General features: G+C 65.6%; 16 protein-coding genes. 12 read left to right on the forward strand and 4 right to left on the reverse strand.

What is annotated here, in order from left to right; genetic code table 11:
* The first annotated feature begins 8 nt into the window (after positions 1 to 8).
* A complete protein-coding gene (locus ACN5W5_RS01830; protein ID WP_420047422.1) occupies positions 9 to 758 on the forward strand; it encodes a 16S rRNA pseudouridine(516) synthase in 750 nt (249 codons plus the stop codon).
* Between the two features lie 9 nt (positions 759 to 767).
* Here ACN5W5_RS01830 and ACN5W5_RS01835 read toward each other — a convergent pair whose 3' ends face one another.
* The gene (locus ACN5W5_RS01835; RefSeq protein WP_420046896.1) at positions 768 to 1,499 is read right to left on the reverse strand and encodes a DUF2726 domain-containing protein; all 732 of its coding nucleotides are present in this window, start codon (positions 1,497 to 1,499) and stop codon (positions 768 to 770) included.
* 469 nt (positions 1,500 to 1,968) lie between these two features.
* Here ACN5W5_RS01835 and ACN5W5_RS01840 point away from each other — a divergent pair, with 469 nt between their 5' ends.
* The 6 genes from ACN5W5_RS01840 (at position 1,969) to ntrC (ending at position 8,886) form a co-directional block, all read left to right on the forward strand.
* Positions 1,969 to 2,877, forward strand: coding sequence for an EI24 domain-containing protein (locus tag ACN5W5_RS01840; protein WP_420046897.1), 909 nt, complete (start codon positions 1,969 to 1,971; stop codon positions 2,875 to 2,877).
* An 8-nt stretch (positions 2,878 to 2,885) separates the two neighbouring features.
* A complete protein-coding gene (locus ACN5W5_RS01845; RefSeq protein WP_420046898.1) occupies positions 2,886 to 3,716 on the forward strand; it encodes a competence/damage-inducible protein A in 831 nt (276 codons plus the stop codon).
* A gap of 263 nt (positions 3,717 to 3,979) precedes the next feature.
* Entirely contained in the window at positions 3,980 to 5,395 is a 1,416-nt protein-coding gene (glnA, locus tag ACN5W5_RS01850) for a type I glutamate--ammonia ligase (protein WP_226465850.1), read from the forward strand.
* Between the two features lie 226 nt (positions 5,396 to 5,621).
* The gene (locus ACN5W5_RS01855) at positions 5,622 to 6,143 is read left to right on the forward strand and encodes a hypothetical protein (protein ID WP_420047423.1); all 522 of its coding nucleotides are present in this window, start codon (positions 5,622 to 5,624) and stop codon (positions 6,141 to 6,143) included.
* Entirely contained in the window at positions 6,140 to 7,285 is a 1,146-nt protein-coding gene (glnL, locus tag ACN5W5_RS01860; protein ID WP_420047424.1) for a nitrogen regulation protein NR(II), read from the forward strand. The genes ACN5W5_RS01855 and glnL overlap by 4 nt, the downstream gene beginning before the upstream one ends.
* A 44-nt stretch (positions 7,286 to 7,329) precedes the next feature.
* Positions 7,330 to 8,886, forward strand: coding sequence for a nitrogen regulation protein NR(I) (gene ntrC, locus ACN5W5_RS01865; RefSeq protein WP_420046899.1), 1,557 nt, complete (start codon positions 7,330 to 7,332; stop codon positions 8,884 to 8,886).
* A 102-nt stretch (positions 8,887 to 8,988) separates the two neighbouring features.
* Here the strand turns inward: ntrC and xth are convergent, their stop codons facing one another.
* On the reverse strand, positions 8,989 to 9,753 hold the full coding sequence (xth, locus tag ACN5W5_RS01870; RefSeq protein ID WP_420046900.1) for an exodeoxyribonuclease III: 765 nt from the start codon (positions 9,751 to 9,753) through the stop codon (positions 8,989 to 8,991).
* A 165-nt stretch (positions 9,754 to 9,918) separates the two neighbouring features.
* Between xth and ACN5W5_RS01875 the strand changes: the two genes are divergently transcribed.
* Genes ACN5W5_RS01875 through ACN5W5_RS01895 form a run of 5 tightly spaced genes read left to right on the forward strand, consistent with a single transcriptional unit; the run spans position 9,919 to position 14,280 of the window.
* Entirely contained in the window at positions 9,919 to 10,566 is a 648-nt protein-coding gene (locus ACN5W5_RS01875; RefSeq protein WP_420046901.1) for a thermostable hemolysin, read from the forward strand.
* Entirely contained in the window at positions 10,563 to 12,011 is a 1,449-nt protein-coding gene (locus tag ACN5W5_RS01880) for an AMP-binding protein (protein ID WP_420046902.1), read from the forward strand. The genes ACN5W5_RS01875 and ACN5W5_RS01880 overlap by 4 nt, the downstream gene beginning before the upstream one ends.
* Positions 12,012 to 12,039: 28 nt before the next feature.
* Positions 12,040 to 12,732 (forward strand): TenA family transcriptional regulator, encoded by a 693-nt coding sequence (locus ACN5W5_RS01885; protein ID WP_420046903.1) that lies wholly within the window; start codon positions 12,040 to 12,042, stop codon positions 12,730 to 12,732.
* Positions 12,729 to 13,571, forward strand: coding sequence for an SDR family oxidoreductase (locus ACN5W5_RS01890; RefSeq protein WP_420046904.1), 843 nt, complete (start codon positions 12,729 to 12,731; stop codon positions 13,569 to 13,571). The genes ACN5W5_RS01885 and ACN5W5_RS01890 overlap by 4 nt, the downstream gene beginning before the upstream one ends.
* Positions 13,572 to 13,587: 16 nt before the next feature.
* Positions 13,588 to 14,280: a tetratricopeptide repeat protein gene (locus tag ACN5W5_RS01895; protein ID WP_420046905.1), complete on the forward strand. Its 693-nt coding sequence runs from the start codon at positions 13,588 to 13,590 to the stop codon at positions 14,278 to 14,280.
* Between the two features lie 22 nt (positions 14,281 to 14,302).
* On the opposite strand, the gene ACN5W5_RS01900 is transcribed toward ACN5W5_RS01895, so the two are convergent.
* Complete coding sequence (locus tag ACN5W5_RS01900) at positions 14,303 to 14,824, reverse strand: dihydrofolate reductase (RefSeq protein WP_420046906.1); 522 nt, start codon at positions 14,822 to 14,824, stop codon at positions 14,303 to 14,305.
* Positions 14,817 to 15,731, reverse strand: coding sequence for a DMT family transporter (locus tag ACN5W5_RS01905; RefSeq protein ID WP_420046907.1), 915 nt, complete (start codon positions 15,729 to 15,731; stop codon positions 14,817 to 14,819). Before ACN5W5_RS01905 ends, ACN5W5_RS01900 begins: the two co-directional genes overlap by 8 nt.
* Positions 15,732 to 15,733: the final 2 nt, after the last annotated feature.

Here is a 15,733-nt window from a genome sequence, read left to right on the forward strand (position 1 = left end):
CCACCATGATGCAGTTGCAGGACATCCTTTTTTCCCAGGGGTTTGGCACCCGCCGCGTTTGTTGCGGTCTGGTGCAGCAGGGGTTGGTGCAACTGGGCGAACAACGTCGGTTGTGCGATGACCCGGCCGAAGTGCTGGATGAGCAGGGATTGGTGTTCTGGGTGCAGGGTGAGCGCTGGGAATACCACGCGCTGGCCTATCTGCTGCTCCACAAGCCGGCAGGAACGGAGTGTTCGCAGAAGCCCAGCACCTATCCCAGCATCTACACCCTGTTGCCTGGCCCCTTGCGCACGCGCGGTGGAGGTGCCGCTGCGGGCGTGCAAGCGGTTGGGCGCCTGGATCAGGACACCACCGGCTTGCTGCTGCTGTCGGACGACGGCAAGTTCATTCACCGTCTGACTTCACCTCGGCACCATGTGCCCAAGGTGTACGAAGCACAGCTCAAGCATCCGATCACACCGGATCAGGTATCGCGCTTGCTGGCAGGCGTGGTACTGGATGACGATCCCCGACCGGTGAAGGCGGCTGCGTGCCACGCTGTGAGCGAACACCATTTGCAGCTCACGCTGACCGAAGGCAAATACCACCAGGTCAAGCGCATGGTGGCCGCTGTGGGCAATCGGGTGGAGGGTTTGCACCGGTCGGCGATCGGCGGACTGCATCTCACCGACGAACTGGCGCCGGGCCAGTGGCGCTGGCTCAGCGGCGACGAGGTCGTGGCATTGACGCTGAAGGTGCCCGCCCCGAAGCCGGCTTGAGCGCCGTGCTCAGAGCAGTTCGCCCTTGCGGCTGTCGAGCGGGACGAGGAAAGAGTTGTCCTGCCACTGCGATCCGAGGTCGCTGACCCGGGAGTCGTCTGTGGTGCTGCTGGGCCAGGTGGACAGCGGGCTGAAATCGCTCTGGCGGTTGCTGCGCTGACGGGTCAGTGCCGAACGCAGGTTGTTTTGCGCGGCGATCATGGCGCGCTCTTCCTGTTCGCGTTCGCGCATGGACTGGGCGGTGGGCGTTTCGCCCAAAAATTCGGCCCGAATCTCTGAAACCGTGGGCAAGGCGCTGGAGCGAACCACCCAGTAAGGGAGGCCACATTGGGTGAGCAGCGAGTGCTTGAGCAGGCGCGTGCTGCGCGGCAGGGCGTTGCGGCCTGGCACATCCAGGCACCCCACCACACGCCCATCGGACTTGCAGACGGTGAACGTGCAATACACGCCACCGAGCAACTTGTACCAGTCCATGCCTTTCTCCTTGTCCCGCGGCAGGGTGAAGCGCGTGACCGGCAACTTGATCATGATGTGGTGGTCGTAGAACGCACGAGCCAACCAATGCCAGACGCGTGCCTCTTCGCTGTTGGCGATGGCTCGGGCGCTCAAGGGCCAGTGCTTGGGGATGCGCCGACGCGCCTTGGCCTGCCTGGCTTCCCAATAGCGGTGCAGCACAGCGCCCAGCACCAGCAGAGCGGGTACCAGCACGGCCAGCAGCCATGGGTTGTTCCAGGAATTCATGGTGAAGAAGAGCTCAAGGCGGATTCGTTGTAATGATGTGTCAAATGTATATTTTTGATACAGAAAGAGTCACGTTTGTGGTGACATCACACGGGTTTACCGTGAATTCCTTGTGGTTTGCTGGGGCCTTGTGGGGTCGCTGCAGGTTGAATCGTGTTTCGGGACGTCGGTGGGGCGCCACCCGGGCGCACATCTGGCGTTCCTGGGATTCGCTCGAACCCACCACGATGGGCTCGCCGGAGACAGCTGGTTGGGTGTTGCCTTGCCGGCTGGCCAAGACGGTGCCTACCGTGGTGGCTTTGCGCCGCCACAGTGTGTGCCAGAAATTGTGCCCGTGACGGTGGTTCGCGTACATCCCCCAGAAGGGTGATCCAGGGCCAGCGAGCGAGAAAGCTCACGACGGCGCGGATCCATGGATGGCCGGGTCCAGCAGGGGCCCGGCGGGTTGAAAGCCTGTATTCTTGTCGCGATGAAACCCATGCTTGATGCATTCTGGCGCGCTGCGGTGTACTGCATGCATCCGCGGGTGATCGCCCTGTCGTTTCTGCCGCTGATCCTCATGGTGGCACTGTCGTTTGCCCTGGGCTTTTTTTTCTGGGAATCCGCGGTTGCCTCCGTGACGGCCTGGCTGGAGGCCACCGAATTTGTTCAGAGTGCCATGGGCTGGCTGGAGCGTGTGGGCATGGGCGCGTTGCGGGCGGCCTTTGGGCCGTTGCTGGTGCTCGTGTTGGCCATTCCCGTGATCGTGGTGCTGTGCCTGCTGCTGGTGGCCTTGTTGATGACGCCTGCCATGGTTGACCTGGTGGGCAAGCGCCGCTTTCCCGCCATGGAGCGCAAACAGGGCGGCTCGCTGATCGTGAGCGTGTTCTGGTCGCTGGGCTCCACACTGCTGGCGCTTTTCGCGCTGGTGGCGTCGATGCCGCTGTGGCTGGTGCCGCCGCTGGTGTTGATCCTGCCGCCACTGATCTGGGGCTGGCTCACCTACCGGGTGTTTGCCTTCGATGCGCTGGCGGTGCATGCCAGCGCCGCCGAGCGCAAGACGCTGATCCGGGAGCACCGGGGGACCTTGCTGCTGATGGGCATCCTCAGCGGCTATCTGGGCGCGGCCCCCAGCGTGATCTGGGCCTCGGGTGCCATGCTGATCGCCCTGGCTCCGCTGCTGATTCCGGTCGCGATCTGGATCTACACGCTGGTTTTCGCCTTTGCATCGCTCTGGTTTTCCCATTTCGCCCTGGCGGCGCTGGAGCGCCTGCGCGCGGCTTCGGCGGTCGAAGTGCTTGATGCGGTGCCTAGGGACAGCCTGGAACGGGTCGAACCGCTGCCGGATGCACCCGACGCGCCACCTTTTCTGCCACCACCCACCTCATCTGGAAGCTGAACACCGTCATGTCATCGAGCGAACCCGCGGCGCCATCCTTTGGCCTGATCATCATTGGCGACGAGATCCTCTCGGGCAAGCGGGCCGACAAACACCTGCCCAAGGTGATCGAGCTGTTGCAGGCGCGGGGTCTTTCGCTGACCTGGGCGCGCTGTCTGGGGGACGAGCGACCCCGCATCACCGCGGCCTTGCGTGAAGCCTTTGCCTCATCCGATGTGGTTTTTTCCTGTGGGGGCATCGGCGCAACGCCCGACGACCACACGCGCCAGTGCGCGGCCGCGGCGCTGGGGTGCGATCTGGCCCTGCATCCGCAGGCCCGGGCGCTCATCGAACAGCGCATGCGCGATCTTGCGCAGGAGCGCGGCGATGTGTACGACCCGGAACGCCCCGATAACGTGCACCGTTTCAACATGGGTGTCTTCCCGGTCGGTGCGCGCATCATCGACAACCCGTACAACCGGATTCCGGGTTTTTCCAGTGATGGTCCGGGCGGTGGCACCGTGCACTTTGTCCCCGGCTTTCCGGTGATGGCCTGGCCCATGATCGAAGCGGTGCTCGACCAGAACTACGCCCACCTGCACCGCGCGGGTCGTTGGCTGGAGCGTTCGGTGGTCGTCATGGGTGCCATGGAAGCCGCGCTCACGCCGCTGATGGAGCAGATCGAGCGGCAGCACCCCGTCAAGGTGTTCAGCCTGCCCAGCGTGGACCACCCGGTCTTTGGCCGCCACATCGAACTCGGGGTGAAAGGGGAGCCTGCGGCGGTGTCCACGGCATTCAACGACTTGCTGACCGGTCTGCGCGCCCACGATGCCCAATTGGGCCCCGAGATGGTGCGTTGAAAAATCGCACAGCTTTGGTGCCTCTTTTTTTGCACTTATTTGGTGCTTTTCGCCGGAGCTCTTGGCGCTGGCGCCAAACCCTGTTGCGGGTGGGCGCTGGCAGGCCGTGCGGGCCATGGTGGTTCGGGTCGCCTGCGCCATAATGGCCGGCCGCGTGCGAACCAGGTTTGTGGGCCCGTCAGCCAAGGGGCGATAAATGGCACAAAAACTGCTTCACACCAGCGTCGTATCTATTTCCACCTACCAAGTAACAGGAGTATTTGATGGCCAAGACCGTCGCAGACGTGATGCAAATGGTGAAAGACAACGAGGTCAAATTCGTTGACTTCCGTTTCACCGACACCCGCGGTGCGCAGCAGCACACCACCGTGCCCGTCTCGCATTTCGACGAGGACAAATTCATTTCGGGACACGCGTTTGACGGCTCGTCCATCGCAGGCTGGAAGGGCATCGAAGCCTCGGACATGCAACTGGTTCCCGATCCGAACACGGCCAACATCGACCCGTTCTACGAAGAAACGACGCTGATCCTGACCTGCGACGTGATCGAGCCTGCCGACGGCAAGGCCTATGACCGCGATCCCCGCTCCATCGCCAAGCGCGCCGAGGCTTACCTCAAGTCCACCGGCCTGGGCGATACGGCCTTCTTCGGACCGGAACCCGAGTTCTTCCTGTTCGATGGCGTGCGCTGGAGCACCGCTCCTGGCCACACCTTCTACGAAATCGAAGAGTACGAAGCCCCCTGGAACAAGGGTGCCAAGCTCGAAGGCGGCAACCGCGGCCACCGTCCCACCGTCAAGGGCGGCTACTTCCCCGTGCCTCCGGTCGACAGCACGCAGGACATGCGCGCCGAGATGGCCCTGATCCTCGAATCGCTGGGCATCCCGGTCGAAGTGTTCCACCACGAAGTGGCGGGCGCTGGCCAGAACGAAATCGGCACCCGCTTCAGCACCCTGGTGCAGCGCGCCGACTGGACCATCCTGCAGAAGTACGTGGTGCACAACGTCGCCAACGCCTACGGCAAGACTGCGACCTTCATGCCCAAGCCCTACGCCGGTGACAACGGTTCCGGCATGCACGTGCACCAGTCGGTCTGGAAAGACGGCAAGAACCTGTTCGCTGGCGACGGCTATGCCGGCCTGAGCGAGTTCGCGCTGTATTACATCGGCGGCATCATCAAGCACGCCCGTGCATTGAACGCCATCACCAACCCGGGTACCAACAGCTACCGCCGTCTGGTGCCGCACTTCGAAGCGCCGGTGAAACTGGCCTACTCTGCCAAGAACCGCTCGGCCTCGATCCGCATCCCTTACGTTGCGAACCCCAAGGGTCGTCGCGTGGAAGCCCGCTTCCCCGATCCACTGATGAACCCCTACCTGGGCTTCTCGGCCCTGCTGATGGCCGGTCTGGACGGCGTGGAAAACAAGATCCATCCGGGCGAAGCCGCCACCAAGGATCTGTACCACCTGCCGCCGGAAGAAGACAAGTTGGTGCCGACCGTCTGCCACAGCCTCGACATGGCGCTGGAGTACCTGGACAAGGACCGCGCCTTCCTGACCAAGGGTGGTGTGTTCACCGACTCCATGCTCGACGCCTACATCGAGCTGAAGACGGCCGAAGTCAACCGCGGCCGCATCGAAGTGGCACCGGTCGAATACGACATGTACTACAGCCTGTGATCCTCGTCCCGGCTTGACCGGACGGGTTTTCAGCGGTCCACGGATCATGTGGATGCCAAAAAAAGGGACGGCCAATGCCGTCCCTTTTTGCATGGAGTGCGGCAATTTCGCCACCCCTTCACCGCGCATGGGCACTTTCGCGGGCAATCTGGGTCATACTAAAAAGTGCACTGACCAGAGTCCCCGAGACGGAGAAGCCGATTTGTCGACCTTGAATCCCACCCACATGATTCGCGGGCTCGTTGCCTGTCTGGCCGGGCTGTGCCTGGTTCCAGCGCAGGCGCAGGAGCGCATCTACCGCTGTGGCAACGAGTACACCAACAACGCTGAAGTTGCCAAGAGCCGGGGCTGCAAGCTCATGGAAGGGGGCAACATCACCGTCATCCAGGGTCCCGCGCCACAGCGCACGGTCGCACCCAGTGCGCCGCGGCCCAGCACCGCACCGGCGCGCAACGGCAACACCCGCACCGATTCGGCCGAACAGCGTGCGCGCGACAGCGACGCGCGCGCCATTCTGGAAACCGAACTCCGCCGGGCCGAAGAGCGTCTGGCCGAGGCCAAAAAAGCCTATGCCAATGGCGAGCCGGAGAAACAAGGTATCGAATCGCGCAACTACCAGCGCTATCTGGACCGCGTTGCCGAGCTCAAAGCCGCACTGGCGCGTGCCGAGAGCGACGTGACCAGCATCCGCAATGAGCTCAACCGGCACAGTGGGGCCGGGGCACCGGCCGGTAATGCCGCAAAATAGGTGGCTTGAAAAAGCCCACCACACCCCCCCTCTCGACCCGCTTCGATGCGGCCCCACCTGCAGAGCACGATGCGGTTCGTGCAGCCCCACCCACGAGCCGGTTTCATTCGCTTGACCTGCTGGCCACGCTCGTGGCCGTGGTCGCGGCTGATGGCGCCGTGTTGTACGCGAACACCGCCCTCGAAGATGCGCTGGGCATGTCCCGGCGCAGCATCAACGGTTCGCGCTTGCAGGACTGTTTCACCGAGCCCACGCTGCTGCAGAGCGCCCTGAGTGGCGCACGGGGCAACGAGTTCGCAGCGCTGCGCTACGACACCTGGCTCAAACGCACCACTCACGAGCCGTTGCCGGTGCACGTGGTGGTGGCACAGACCGAGGTGCCGGGCGAAGTCATCGTGGAGCTGCTGCCGCTGGAGCTGCAAACCCGGCAGGAGCGCGAGGAGCGCCTGATCGACCAGGCCCAGGCCAACAAGGAGCTGATCCGCAACCTGGCGCACGAGATCAAGAATCCACTGGGCGGCATCCGGGGCGCTGCGCAGTTGCTGCAGATGGAGCTCGAATCCAAAGAGCTGATCGAATACACCCAGGTCATCATCCACGAGGCCGATCGACTGCAATCGCTGGTGGACCGCCTGCTTGCGCCGCACCGCCGGCCGCACGTGGTGGGTGACGTGAACATCCACGAAGTCTGCGAGCGCGTGCGTTCACTGATCGTGGCGGAGTTTCCCAGAGGGCTGAAGGTGGTGCGTGACTACGACACCTCCATCCCCGAGTTTCGCGGCGACCGCGAGCAGCTCATCCAGGCGGTGCTCAACATCGCGCACAACGCGGCGCAGGCGCTGGGCGAGCGCATTGCGGCGGGTGATGGACAGATCATTCTGAGGACGCGCGTGGGCCGGCAAGTGACCTTCGGCAAGCAGCGCTATCGGCTGGCACTGGAATTGCATGTCATCGACAACGGGCCTGGTGTTCCAGACTCGATCAAGGACCGCATCTTTTTCCCGCTGGTGTCGGGACGCGATGGTGGTTCGGGTCTCGGACTCACGCTGGCTCAAACTTTTGTCCAGCAGCACCATGGCCTGATCGAGTGTGAGAGCGTGCCGGGTCACACGGATTTCAAATTGCTGATTCCGTTGCCATGAAACCGATACAACAACGCCTCGCCTGACGAAGGGAACACGAACACATGAAGCCGATCTGGATAGTGGATGACGATCAATCAATCCGCTTCGTGTTGGAGAAGGCGTTGCTGCGCGAGAACCTGCCCACGCGCAGTTTCACCAACCCGCAGGAGGTGCTCAAGGCCCTGGCCGAGAGGCCCGAGAGCGAAGGCCCCCAGATCCTCGTGAGCGACATCCGCATGCCCGGTGGCTCGGGTCTGGATCTGCTGGAAAAGGTCAAGGAAAAACTGCCCGGCCTGCCCGTCATCATCATGACCGCGTTCTCCGATCTGGACAGCGCGGTTTCGGCCTTCCAGGGGGGGGCGTTCGAATACCTGCCCAAGCCGTTTGACCTGCCCAAAGCGGTGGAACTGATCCGTCGCGCGGTGGAAGAAAGCCAGCGCGAGGAAGTGGCCGAAGAACGCATGACAGCCGCGCCCGAGATGCTGGGCCAGGCGCCTGCCATGCAGGACGTGTTCCGTGCCATCGGGCGCCTGAGCCAGAGCCAGGTGACGGTGCTGATCACCGGCGAGTCGGGCTCGGGCAAGGAACTGGTCGCCCGCGCGCTCCACAAACATTCGCCGCGTTCGGGGGGGCCCTTTGTCGCGATCAACACCGCTGCAATCCCCAAAGACCTGCTGGAGTCCGAACTCTTCGGACACGAGCGCGGGGCCTTCACCGGTGCACAGACCATGCGCCGCGGCCGCTTCGAGCAGGCCGATGGCGGCACGCTGTTTCTCGACGAAATCGGCGACATGCCGTTTGACCTGCAGACGCGTTTGCTGCGGGTGCTCTCCGATGGCCATTTCTACCGCGTCGGCGGCCACAGCGCGGTGCGCGCCAATGTGCGTGTGATCGCCGCGACGCACCAGAACCTGGAGCAGCGGGTCAAGGAAGGCGTGTTCCGCGAGGACCTGTTCCACCGCCTGAACGTGATCCGCCTGCGCCTGCCCGCGTTGCGCGAGCGGCGTGAAGACGTGCCCATGCTCACGCGTTTCTTCCTGCAGCAAAGTGCCAAGCAGCTGGGCGTGGAACCCAAGCGCATCTCCGAGGCGGCACTCAAACTGCTCGGCACTTTTGACTTCCCGGGCAACGTGCGCCAGCTGGAGAACGTGTGCCACTGGCTGACGGTCATGGCGCCCTCGCAGGTGGTTGATCTCAAGGATCTGCCCCCCGAAGTGCTGGCCATGGCTGGCGCGGCCCCGGCGGACAGCCCTCCGGCTGCGATGGCTGTCGCGCCCGAACTGGTCGGGTCGGCGTGGACGCCACCGCCGCAGCCGGTACCGGTGCCAGCCGTTGCCATGGTCACCCCTGCGCCAGCGATGGCGGCAGCCTCGCCCGTGGTGGCGGCGCCCGTTGAGGGGGGCGCGACTGCGTGGGAAGCGGGTCTGCAGGCAGAGGCGCAGACCTTGCTGGAAGCGGGGCGCACCGATGTGTGGGATGTGCTCACGCACCGCTTTGAAACCTGCCTGATCCAGACAGCGCTGGCGAACACCCGCGGGCGCCGCATCGAAGCGGCCCAGAAGCTGGGCATCGGGCGCAACACCATCACCCGCAAGATTCAGGAACTGAATCTTGAATGACCCCCACGGCGCTTCGCGCCACCCCCAGGAGGGGGCAACACCAGCGGCCCGGCCAAGACGGTTCCGCGGTGTTTCTGGGTCACTCTCCCGGCGGGGCTGAATTCAACGGAGCGTCAGCACCACCGGCGCGTGGTCGCTGGGGCGCTCGTTCTTTCGCGGCAGCTTGTCCACCTCACAAGCGGTGGCGCGGGTCTTCAGCGCTTCGCTGATCAGGATGTGGTCAATGCGAAGGCCACGGTTGCGGCGGAACGCAAAATCGCGGTAGTCCCACCAGCTGTAGTTTTTTTCGGGCTGCGGAAACAGGCGAACCGAGTCCGTCAGACCGAGACCGATCAGCGCCTGCAGGTGGGTGCGTTCTTCGGTCGTGCAGTGGATGGTCTCGCGCAGGCCCACCGGATCCCACACATCGGCATCGTCGAAGGTGATGTTGTAGTCACCCATCAACACCAGTTGGGGATGCGCCACCAGCTCGGCGCGCACCCACTCGCGCAGCGCGTCGAGCCAGCGCATCTTGTAGGCGAACTTGTCGCTGCCGGGTTCCTGGCCGTTGGGGAAATACGCGCCGATCACCCGCACGCCGTCAAACGTGCCGCACAACACGCGCGATTGTTCGTCGGCAAACCCGGGGATGTTGCGGACCACGTCCTCGGCGGGTGACTTGCTCAGCAGCGCCACGCCGTTGTAGGTTTTCTGACCGAACCACTGGGCCTGGTAGCCGATGTCGGTGAACGCCTGCTGCGGGAACTTGTCGTCGCTGAGTTTGAGTTCCTGCAACGCCAGCACGTCCACGGGGTGGGCCGTCAGCCAGTCCAGTACCTGGGGCAGGCGCACGTTGAGGGAGTTGACGTTCCAGGTGGCAAGTTGCATGGGGGCGGGCGGGTGGAGAAGAAGGAGTCGCCATTCTAGGTTTTGCCGCTTCTGGCGGTGGGTCCTCGCCATGGTTAAGGGCCATTTAATGTTGCCCGCCGACCATGCCCTGACGTCACCCGGTTCATCTGGAAACCGGGGCTGACACAAGGAGCTTGGATGTTGATGGCCCTGTCCTCTTTTCCGGATGATCGCCTGCCGGCTCTGGTCCTGCCAGCGCCCGTTCCCCGCCTGACCGTGCACACCGTCGACGATCCGCGGCGCGGCGAAGTCGAAGCCTTCATTGGCCGCGTGTACGCGCGCCGGTTTGGCGCCCGGGTGACGGGTTTTGCGCCCACGCTGGTGTGCCTGCGCGATCCGCTGAGCCAGCAGATTGTCGCCGCCGCCGGGTACAGGCGGGCGCACCAGGGCACGCTGTTCCTGCAGCGTTACCTCGACGCACCGATCGGGCAGTTGCTGGCTGCGCACCAGAGTGGCGCAGCTGTGGCGCCGGAAGGCATTTTTGAGGTGGGCCACCTGGCCGCGGAGCGGCCGGGTGAAGGCCGTCGCCTGATCTTTCTGATGGCGCACCACCTCGCGGTGGAAGGGGCTTCGTGGGTGGTCAGCACGCTGACCGAAGAACTGCGCCACCTGTTCGTGCGCCTGGGGGTCACGCCGCTGGCGCTGGGGCGCGCCGACGCGCAGGCCCTGGGTGACGCGGCTTCCGAATGGGGCAGCTACTACGAGCACCACCCGGTGGTCCTGGCCGGCCAGGTGCAGCAGGCCTTGCGTCTGCTGGAGCGCCGCCAGCGCAGCGCGGGAGCAGGTTCTTGAACACCGACGCAACCACCATCGCGCTGAACGACGGCCAGCGCGGCATCACGTACGCGGCAATGCACGAGGCCGCGCAAACCTTGGCCGATGTGTTGCGGGCCCAGGGCACGCGCGTGCTGGCCACGCTGATGGACAACTCGCCCGCCTGGGTGGTGGCCGATCTGGCGGCCGGGCTGGCTGACGTGGTGCACGTGCCGCTGCCCGCGTTTTTCACACCGGCGCAGATCGGTCATGCGCTGATGACCGCGGGTGTGGACAGCCTGCTGACCAGCGAAGCCGTGGCCAGCCAGTGGGACCACGCGCCGCGCCAGGACTGCACCGTGGCCGGTCAGGCCCTGCAATGCCTGCGCCTGCCCGCGCTGCAACAGACCCTTCCGGCCGGCACGGCCAAGATCACTTTCACTTCCGGCACGACCGGCCAGCCCAAAGGGGTCTGCCTGACCGCGCAGGGCATGCGGCAGGTGGCCGACAGCTTGGTGCAGGCGCTGGAGCCGCTGGACATCCGCCGCCACCTGTGTGCGTTGCCGTTTGCCGTGCTGCTGGAGAACATCGCGGGTGTGATGGCGCCCCTGGCGCGCGGGGCCGAAATCATCGTGTTGCCCCTGGGCGATCTGGGTCTCACCGGTTCGTCCAGCTTCGACCCGGCGCGCTTCCACGCGGCCGTGGAACAGCACCAGCCGAACAGCCTGATCCTGCTGCCGCAGATGCTGAGGGCCTGGGTCGGCTGGCTCGCCCGCCAGGGGCTGCGCGCGCCAGCCTCGCTGCGCATGGTCGCCGTGGGCGGTGCGGCCGTCGGGGCGCCGCTGATCGAGGCCGCGCACCGGCTGGGCATTCCGGCCTATGAGGGTTATGGGCTGTCGGAAGGGGCTTCGGTGCAGACGCTGAACCTGCCCGGTGCCGACCGCCCCGGCAGCGCCGGCAAGCCGCTGCCGCACGCCAGCGTGCGGGTCACCCGCGATGGTGAACTGGAAGTGAGTGGCAGCCTGTTCGCGGGCTACCTGGGTGACCCGGAGGCACCACCGGACTGGTGGCCCACCGGCGATCTCGGGCACATCGACGCCGATGGTTTTGTCCAGGTGCGCGGTCGCCGCAAGAACGTGCTGATCACCGCCTTTGGCCGCAACGTGTCGCCCGAGTGGGTGGAGACCGCCTTGCGCGGCGAAAACGCCATCGGCCAGGCCGTGGTGCTGGGCGATGGGCAAGCCGCGCTCAGTGCGGTGCTCTGGCCGACACATCCCGACCTGAGTGATGCCGTGCTGCAAGCTGCCGTGCACGTGGCCAATGCCGGTCTGCCCGACTACGCCCGGATCCGTCACTGGGTCCGCGCGACCGCTGCTTTCTCGGCCGACACCGGCATGGCCACAGCCAATGGACGGCCCCAGCGCAACGCCATTCTGGCCCGCCATGCCGAAGCGCTCGGCCTGCTGGCCGACGCCGCCCTCTGAACCGATTTCCCCTCTCCGAAAGACAAAGATGCCATTTCACGCCGAGTTGCTGAAAGAGACCGAGCAGGCCCGCATGGGGCTGCTGTCCGCACCCATCATCCAGGGCTGCCTGCAGGGCGTGGTGTCCCTGCCGAGCTATGTGGCCTTCCTGACCGAGGCCTACCACCATGTCAAGCACACCGTGCCCCTGCTGCGGGCCTGCAAGGCCGCGCTGCCGGCGCACCACGCCTGGCTCAACGACGCGATGGACGAATACATCGAGGAAGAACGCGGCCACGAGGAATGGATCCTCGACGACATCCGCGCCTGCGGTGCCGACGCCGAGGCGGTGCGCAACGGTCAGCCAAGCCACGCCACCGAAGTGATGGTGGCCTATGCCTACGACACCATCGCCCGGCGCAATCCGCTGGGCTTCTTCGGCATGGTGCACGTGCTTGAAGGCACCAGCGTGTCGCTGGCCCTGCTGGCGGCCGACAGCATCCAGCAGCCGCTCGGTCTGCCGGACGCGGCCTTCAGCTACCTGCGTTCGCACGGCACGCTGGACCAGGAGCACACCGCCCATTTCGCGCTGCTGATGGACCAGATCGAAGACCCGCAAGACCAGCGCGACATCGTGCACGGCGCCCGCGCTTTCTTTCGGCTCTATGGGGACGTGTTCCGCAACTTGCCGCTGCCTGTGGTCCAGTTGCAGGCCAACAACAAGCAAGAGGCCCTGGCATGAAGGCCTCGCAGGCCCGCGTGGTGCTCACGGGTGCCAGCGGCGGCATCGGTCAGCCCGTGGCGCAGGCGCTGCTGAAGGCGGGTGCTGCCGTGATGCTGGTCGGCCGATCGGCGGCGGGCCTGGCGGCCCAGGCCAGCGAGCTGTCCCAGCTGACCAGCGTGAAGTCGCCTCGCATCGACTTCCGGGTGGCCGATCTGTCGCGTCCGGAGGACCTGGCGAGCCTGTCGGTGCTGGCATCCGCCTGGGGCTGCAACGTGCTGGTGCACAACGCCGGCCTCGCGTCGTTCGGTCGCCTGCAGTCGCTCGATGCCCGCGACATCCAGGCCGTGGTGCAGACCAACCTGATCGCGCCGATGCTGCTGACGCAGGCGCTGCTGCCGCACCTGTTGGCCCAGGCAAAGGCCCAGGTGATCTGCGTCGGTTCGGTGCTCGGACGCCTGGGTCTGCCCGGTTTCAGTGCCTACAGCGCGAGCAAGTTCGGTCTGCGTGGTTTCGCCGAAGCGCTGCGCCGCGAGCTGCAGGAGACACCCGTGAAGGTGCAGTACCTCGGCCCGCGCAGCACGCGCACCGACTTCAACAACGAGGCGGTGGAGACCTACAACCAGGCCACCGGCACAGCGATGGACAGCCCGCAGACCGTGGCGGTCGAGCTGCTGGCGCTGCTTGAGAGCGAAGCGGCCGAGCGGTTCGTGGGCTTTCCCGAGTCGCTGGCCGTGCGCCTCAACGGGCTTGCGCCCACCTGGCTCGATGCGGGCTTCAAGCGCAACAGCCGCGCGTTGCCCGCAGCCGCCACCACCGATCGCCCTCCGGTGATCACTCCGCTGAGCTCCCCCATTTGATGCGAAGGATCTGAAAATGTTTGATACCACCCCCCCAACCCTGTCCCTCCAGGTCGGCGCGCTGCGCCGCCGTTTCCTGGGCGCCACGCTGTCGGCCCTGGCCTTGCTGGCGGTGCCCCTGGCGGCCAGTGCCGCCACCGTGGAAGAGTCGGTGCGCGAGCTCCAGCAAGCCTGGGAACAGGTCAACTACAAGACGCCGGCCAAGGAGCGCGAGAAGCGCTTTGAAGCCCTGGCCACCCGCGCGCACCAGGTGAGCGAGAGCTTTGCCGGTCGTGCCGAACCCCTGGTCTGGGAAGGCATCATCCTGAGTTCCTGGGCGGGTGAAAAAGGCGGCCTCGGCGCGCTCCCGCTCGTGAAGCAGGCCAAGGGCCTGTACGAGTCGGCGATCCAGATCGACGGTGCCGCGCTCGACGGGTCGGCCTACAACAGCCTGGGCGTGCTGTATTACAAGGTGCCGGGCTGGCCGCTGGGTTTTGGTGACAAGGCCAAGGCGCGCGAGCTGCTGCAGAAGGCGCTGACGATCAACCCCAAGGGCATCGATCCCAATTACTTCTACGCCGATTTCCTGGTGCAGACCGAGGAGCCGCAGAAGGCCGTGCCTTATCTTGAAAAGGCGTTGCAGGCGCCGGGTCGTGCCGGTCGCCAGATCGCCGACGAAGGCCGCCGTGCCGAGATCAGCGCGCTGCTGGCCAAGGTCAAGGGCCAGTGAGGTTCCAGGACCTGGCCGCGGGTCAGAGCGCTGCGGCGTGCTGGTAGGTCACGAAGCTGAAGGGCAGACCGCTCGCGGCCACCTGGTCTTCACGCTCGACGGCGGTCCACCCAGGGCCGAGTTCGGGAGCGAACGCGTCGCCTTCGAAATCCTGCGCGATCTCGGTCACGACCACGCTGGTGGCCAGGGGCAGCGCCTGCGCATAGACCTGCGCGCCACCAATCACCCAGGCGTCGCTGCCGGGTGGGCAGTGGTCGCGCGCGGCTTCCAGCGAATGGGCGACGGTCGCGCCCTCGGCCGCCCAGTCCGCGTCGCGCGTGACCACGATGTTGAGGCGCCCGGGCAGCGGGCGGAACCTGGGCGGCAGCGAATCCCAGGTCTTGCGACCCATGATCACCGGGCAGCCCAGCGTGGTGCGCTTGAAGTGCGCCATGTCTTCGGGCAGGTGCCAGGGCAGGGCGTTGGCCTTGCCGATCACGCCGTTGGCGGCGCGGGCGTAGATCAGGTGCAAACGGGCAGGCGTTGAGGCGGTGGTGTCAGGCATCCGTCGATTGTGCCGCGACGGGCCGCCGTCGCAACGCGCCCGGGGGCAACAGCACGCTGGCGATCGCCAGCATCACGAAGCCCATGGCCAGCCAGTCCTGCCAGTGCGGCACCTCGCCGGTGATGAAGGTGGCGCTCAGCGTGCCCACCAGCGGGATGGCCATCACGCTCATGGCGCTGGTGGCGGGCGGCAGGTCGCGCGCCATGCCGAACCAGATCAGCTGCGCGAAGCCGTAGTTGATCAGCACGCCATAGGCCAGACTGACCCAGGTCATGGTTGAGAACGTGGCCGGCCGGGGCAGTGGTTCCAGCGACAGCGCCAGCACCCAGACCACGGCGCTGCCGAGCAGCAGCATCCAGACCGTGACCACGAGGGGTGAGAGCGTGAGGTGCGCGCGGCGGAACATGAGTGTGCCCAGCGCCCACGAGGCGGCGGCGCCCAGCATCCAGGCCACGCCCACCGGGCGACCTGAAAGGCGTTGCAGTTCGTTCCACAGCAGCAGGGCGATGGCGATGCTGACGCACAGCACCGCCAGCCGCACGCGCGGCGTGATGCGTTCACCGAAGAAGGCCGCGCCGATCAGCACGGTGAAGATCGGCATGGTGAAGCCCAGGATGGCCGCACGCCCCGAGGCCAGCTCCTGCACGCCGAAGATCGACAGCGTGTGCCAGCCCAGCACGTTGGGCAGGCCGAGCCAGACGATGACCCACCATTCGCGTCCGGCCGGACGCATGCGCTCGCCCTTGGCCGCCACGTAGACGAACAGCCAGGCCGCGCCCAGCAGCATGGTGCTGGCGCGGAAATACAGCGGCGAGAGCTGCTGCAGCGAGAGCTTCATCATGGGCCAGTTGACGCCCCACATGAGCGTGAGGGCCAGCAGGGCCCAGAGCTGGCGGCGGGAGATCACAG

Source organism: Hydrogenophaga sp. ZJX-1, from assembly GCF_048590325.1.
GTDB lineage: Bacteria > Pseudomonadota > Gammaproteobacteria > Burkholderiales > Burkholderiaceae_C > Hydrogenophaga.

Excerpts from the sequence above, each read along its gene's own strand:
- ACN5W5_RS01830 (WP_420047422.1), top strand. The coding sequence starts at position 9 with ATGCAGTTGCAGGACATCCTTTTTTCCCAGGGGTTTGGCACCCGCCGC.
- ACN5W5_RS01835 (WP_420046896.1), bottom strand. The coding sequence starts at position 1,499 with ATGAATTCCTGGAACAACCCATGGCTGCTGGCCGTGCTGGTACCCGCT.
- ACN5W5_RS01840 (WP_420046897.1), top strand. The coding sequence starts at position 1,969 with ATGAAACCCATGCTTGATGCATTCTGGCGCGCTGCGGTGTACTGCATG.
- ACN5W5_RS01845 (WP_420046898.1), top strand. The coding sequence starts at position 2,886 with ATGTCATCGAGCGAACCCGCGGCGCCATCCTTTGGCCTGATCATCATT.
- glnA (WP_226465850.1), top strand. The coding sequence starts at position 3,980 with ATGGCCAAGACCGTCGCAGACGTGATGCAAATGGTGAAAGACAACGAG.
- ACN5W5_RS01855 (WP_420047423.1), top strand. The coding sequence starts at position 5,622 with ATGATTCGCGGGCTCGTTGCCTGTCTGGCCGGGCTGTGCCTGGTTCCA.
- ntrC (WP_420046899.1), top strand. The coding sequence starts at position 7,330 with ATGAAGCCGATCTGGATAGTGGATGACGATCAATCAATCCGCTTCGTG.
- xth (WP_420046900.1), bottom strand. The coding sequence starts at position 9,753 with ATGCAACTTGCCACCTGGAACGTCAACTCCCTCAACGTGCGCCTGCCC.
- ACN5W5_RS01875 (WP_420046901.1), top strand. The coding sequence starts at position 9,919 with ATGGCCCTGTCCTCTTTTCCGGATGATCGCCTGCCGGCTCTGGTCCTG.
- ACN5W5_RS01885 (WP_420046903.1), top strand. The coding sequence starts at position 12,040 with ATGCCATTTCACGCCGAGTTGCTGAAAGAGACCGAGCAGGCCCGCATG.
- ACN5W5_RS01890 (WP_420046904.1), top strand. The coding sequence starts at position 12,729 with ATGAAGGCCTCGCAGGCCCGCGTGGTGCTCACGGGTGCCAGCGGCGGC.
- ACN5W5_RS01895 (WP_420046905.1), top strand. The coding sequence starts at position 13,588 with ATGTTTGATACCACCCCCCCAACCCTGTCCCTCCAGGTCGGCGCGCTG.
- ACN5W5_RS01900 (WP_420046906.1), bottom strand. The coding sequence starts at position 14,824 with ATGCCTGACACCACCGCCTCAACGCCTGCCCGTTTGCACCTGATCTAC.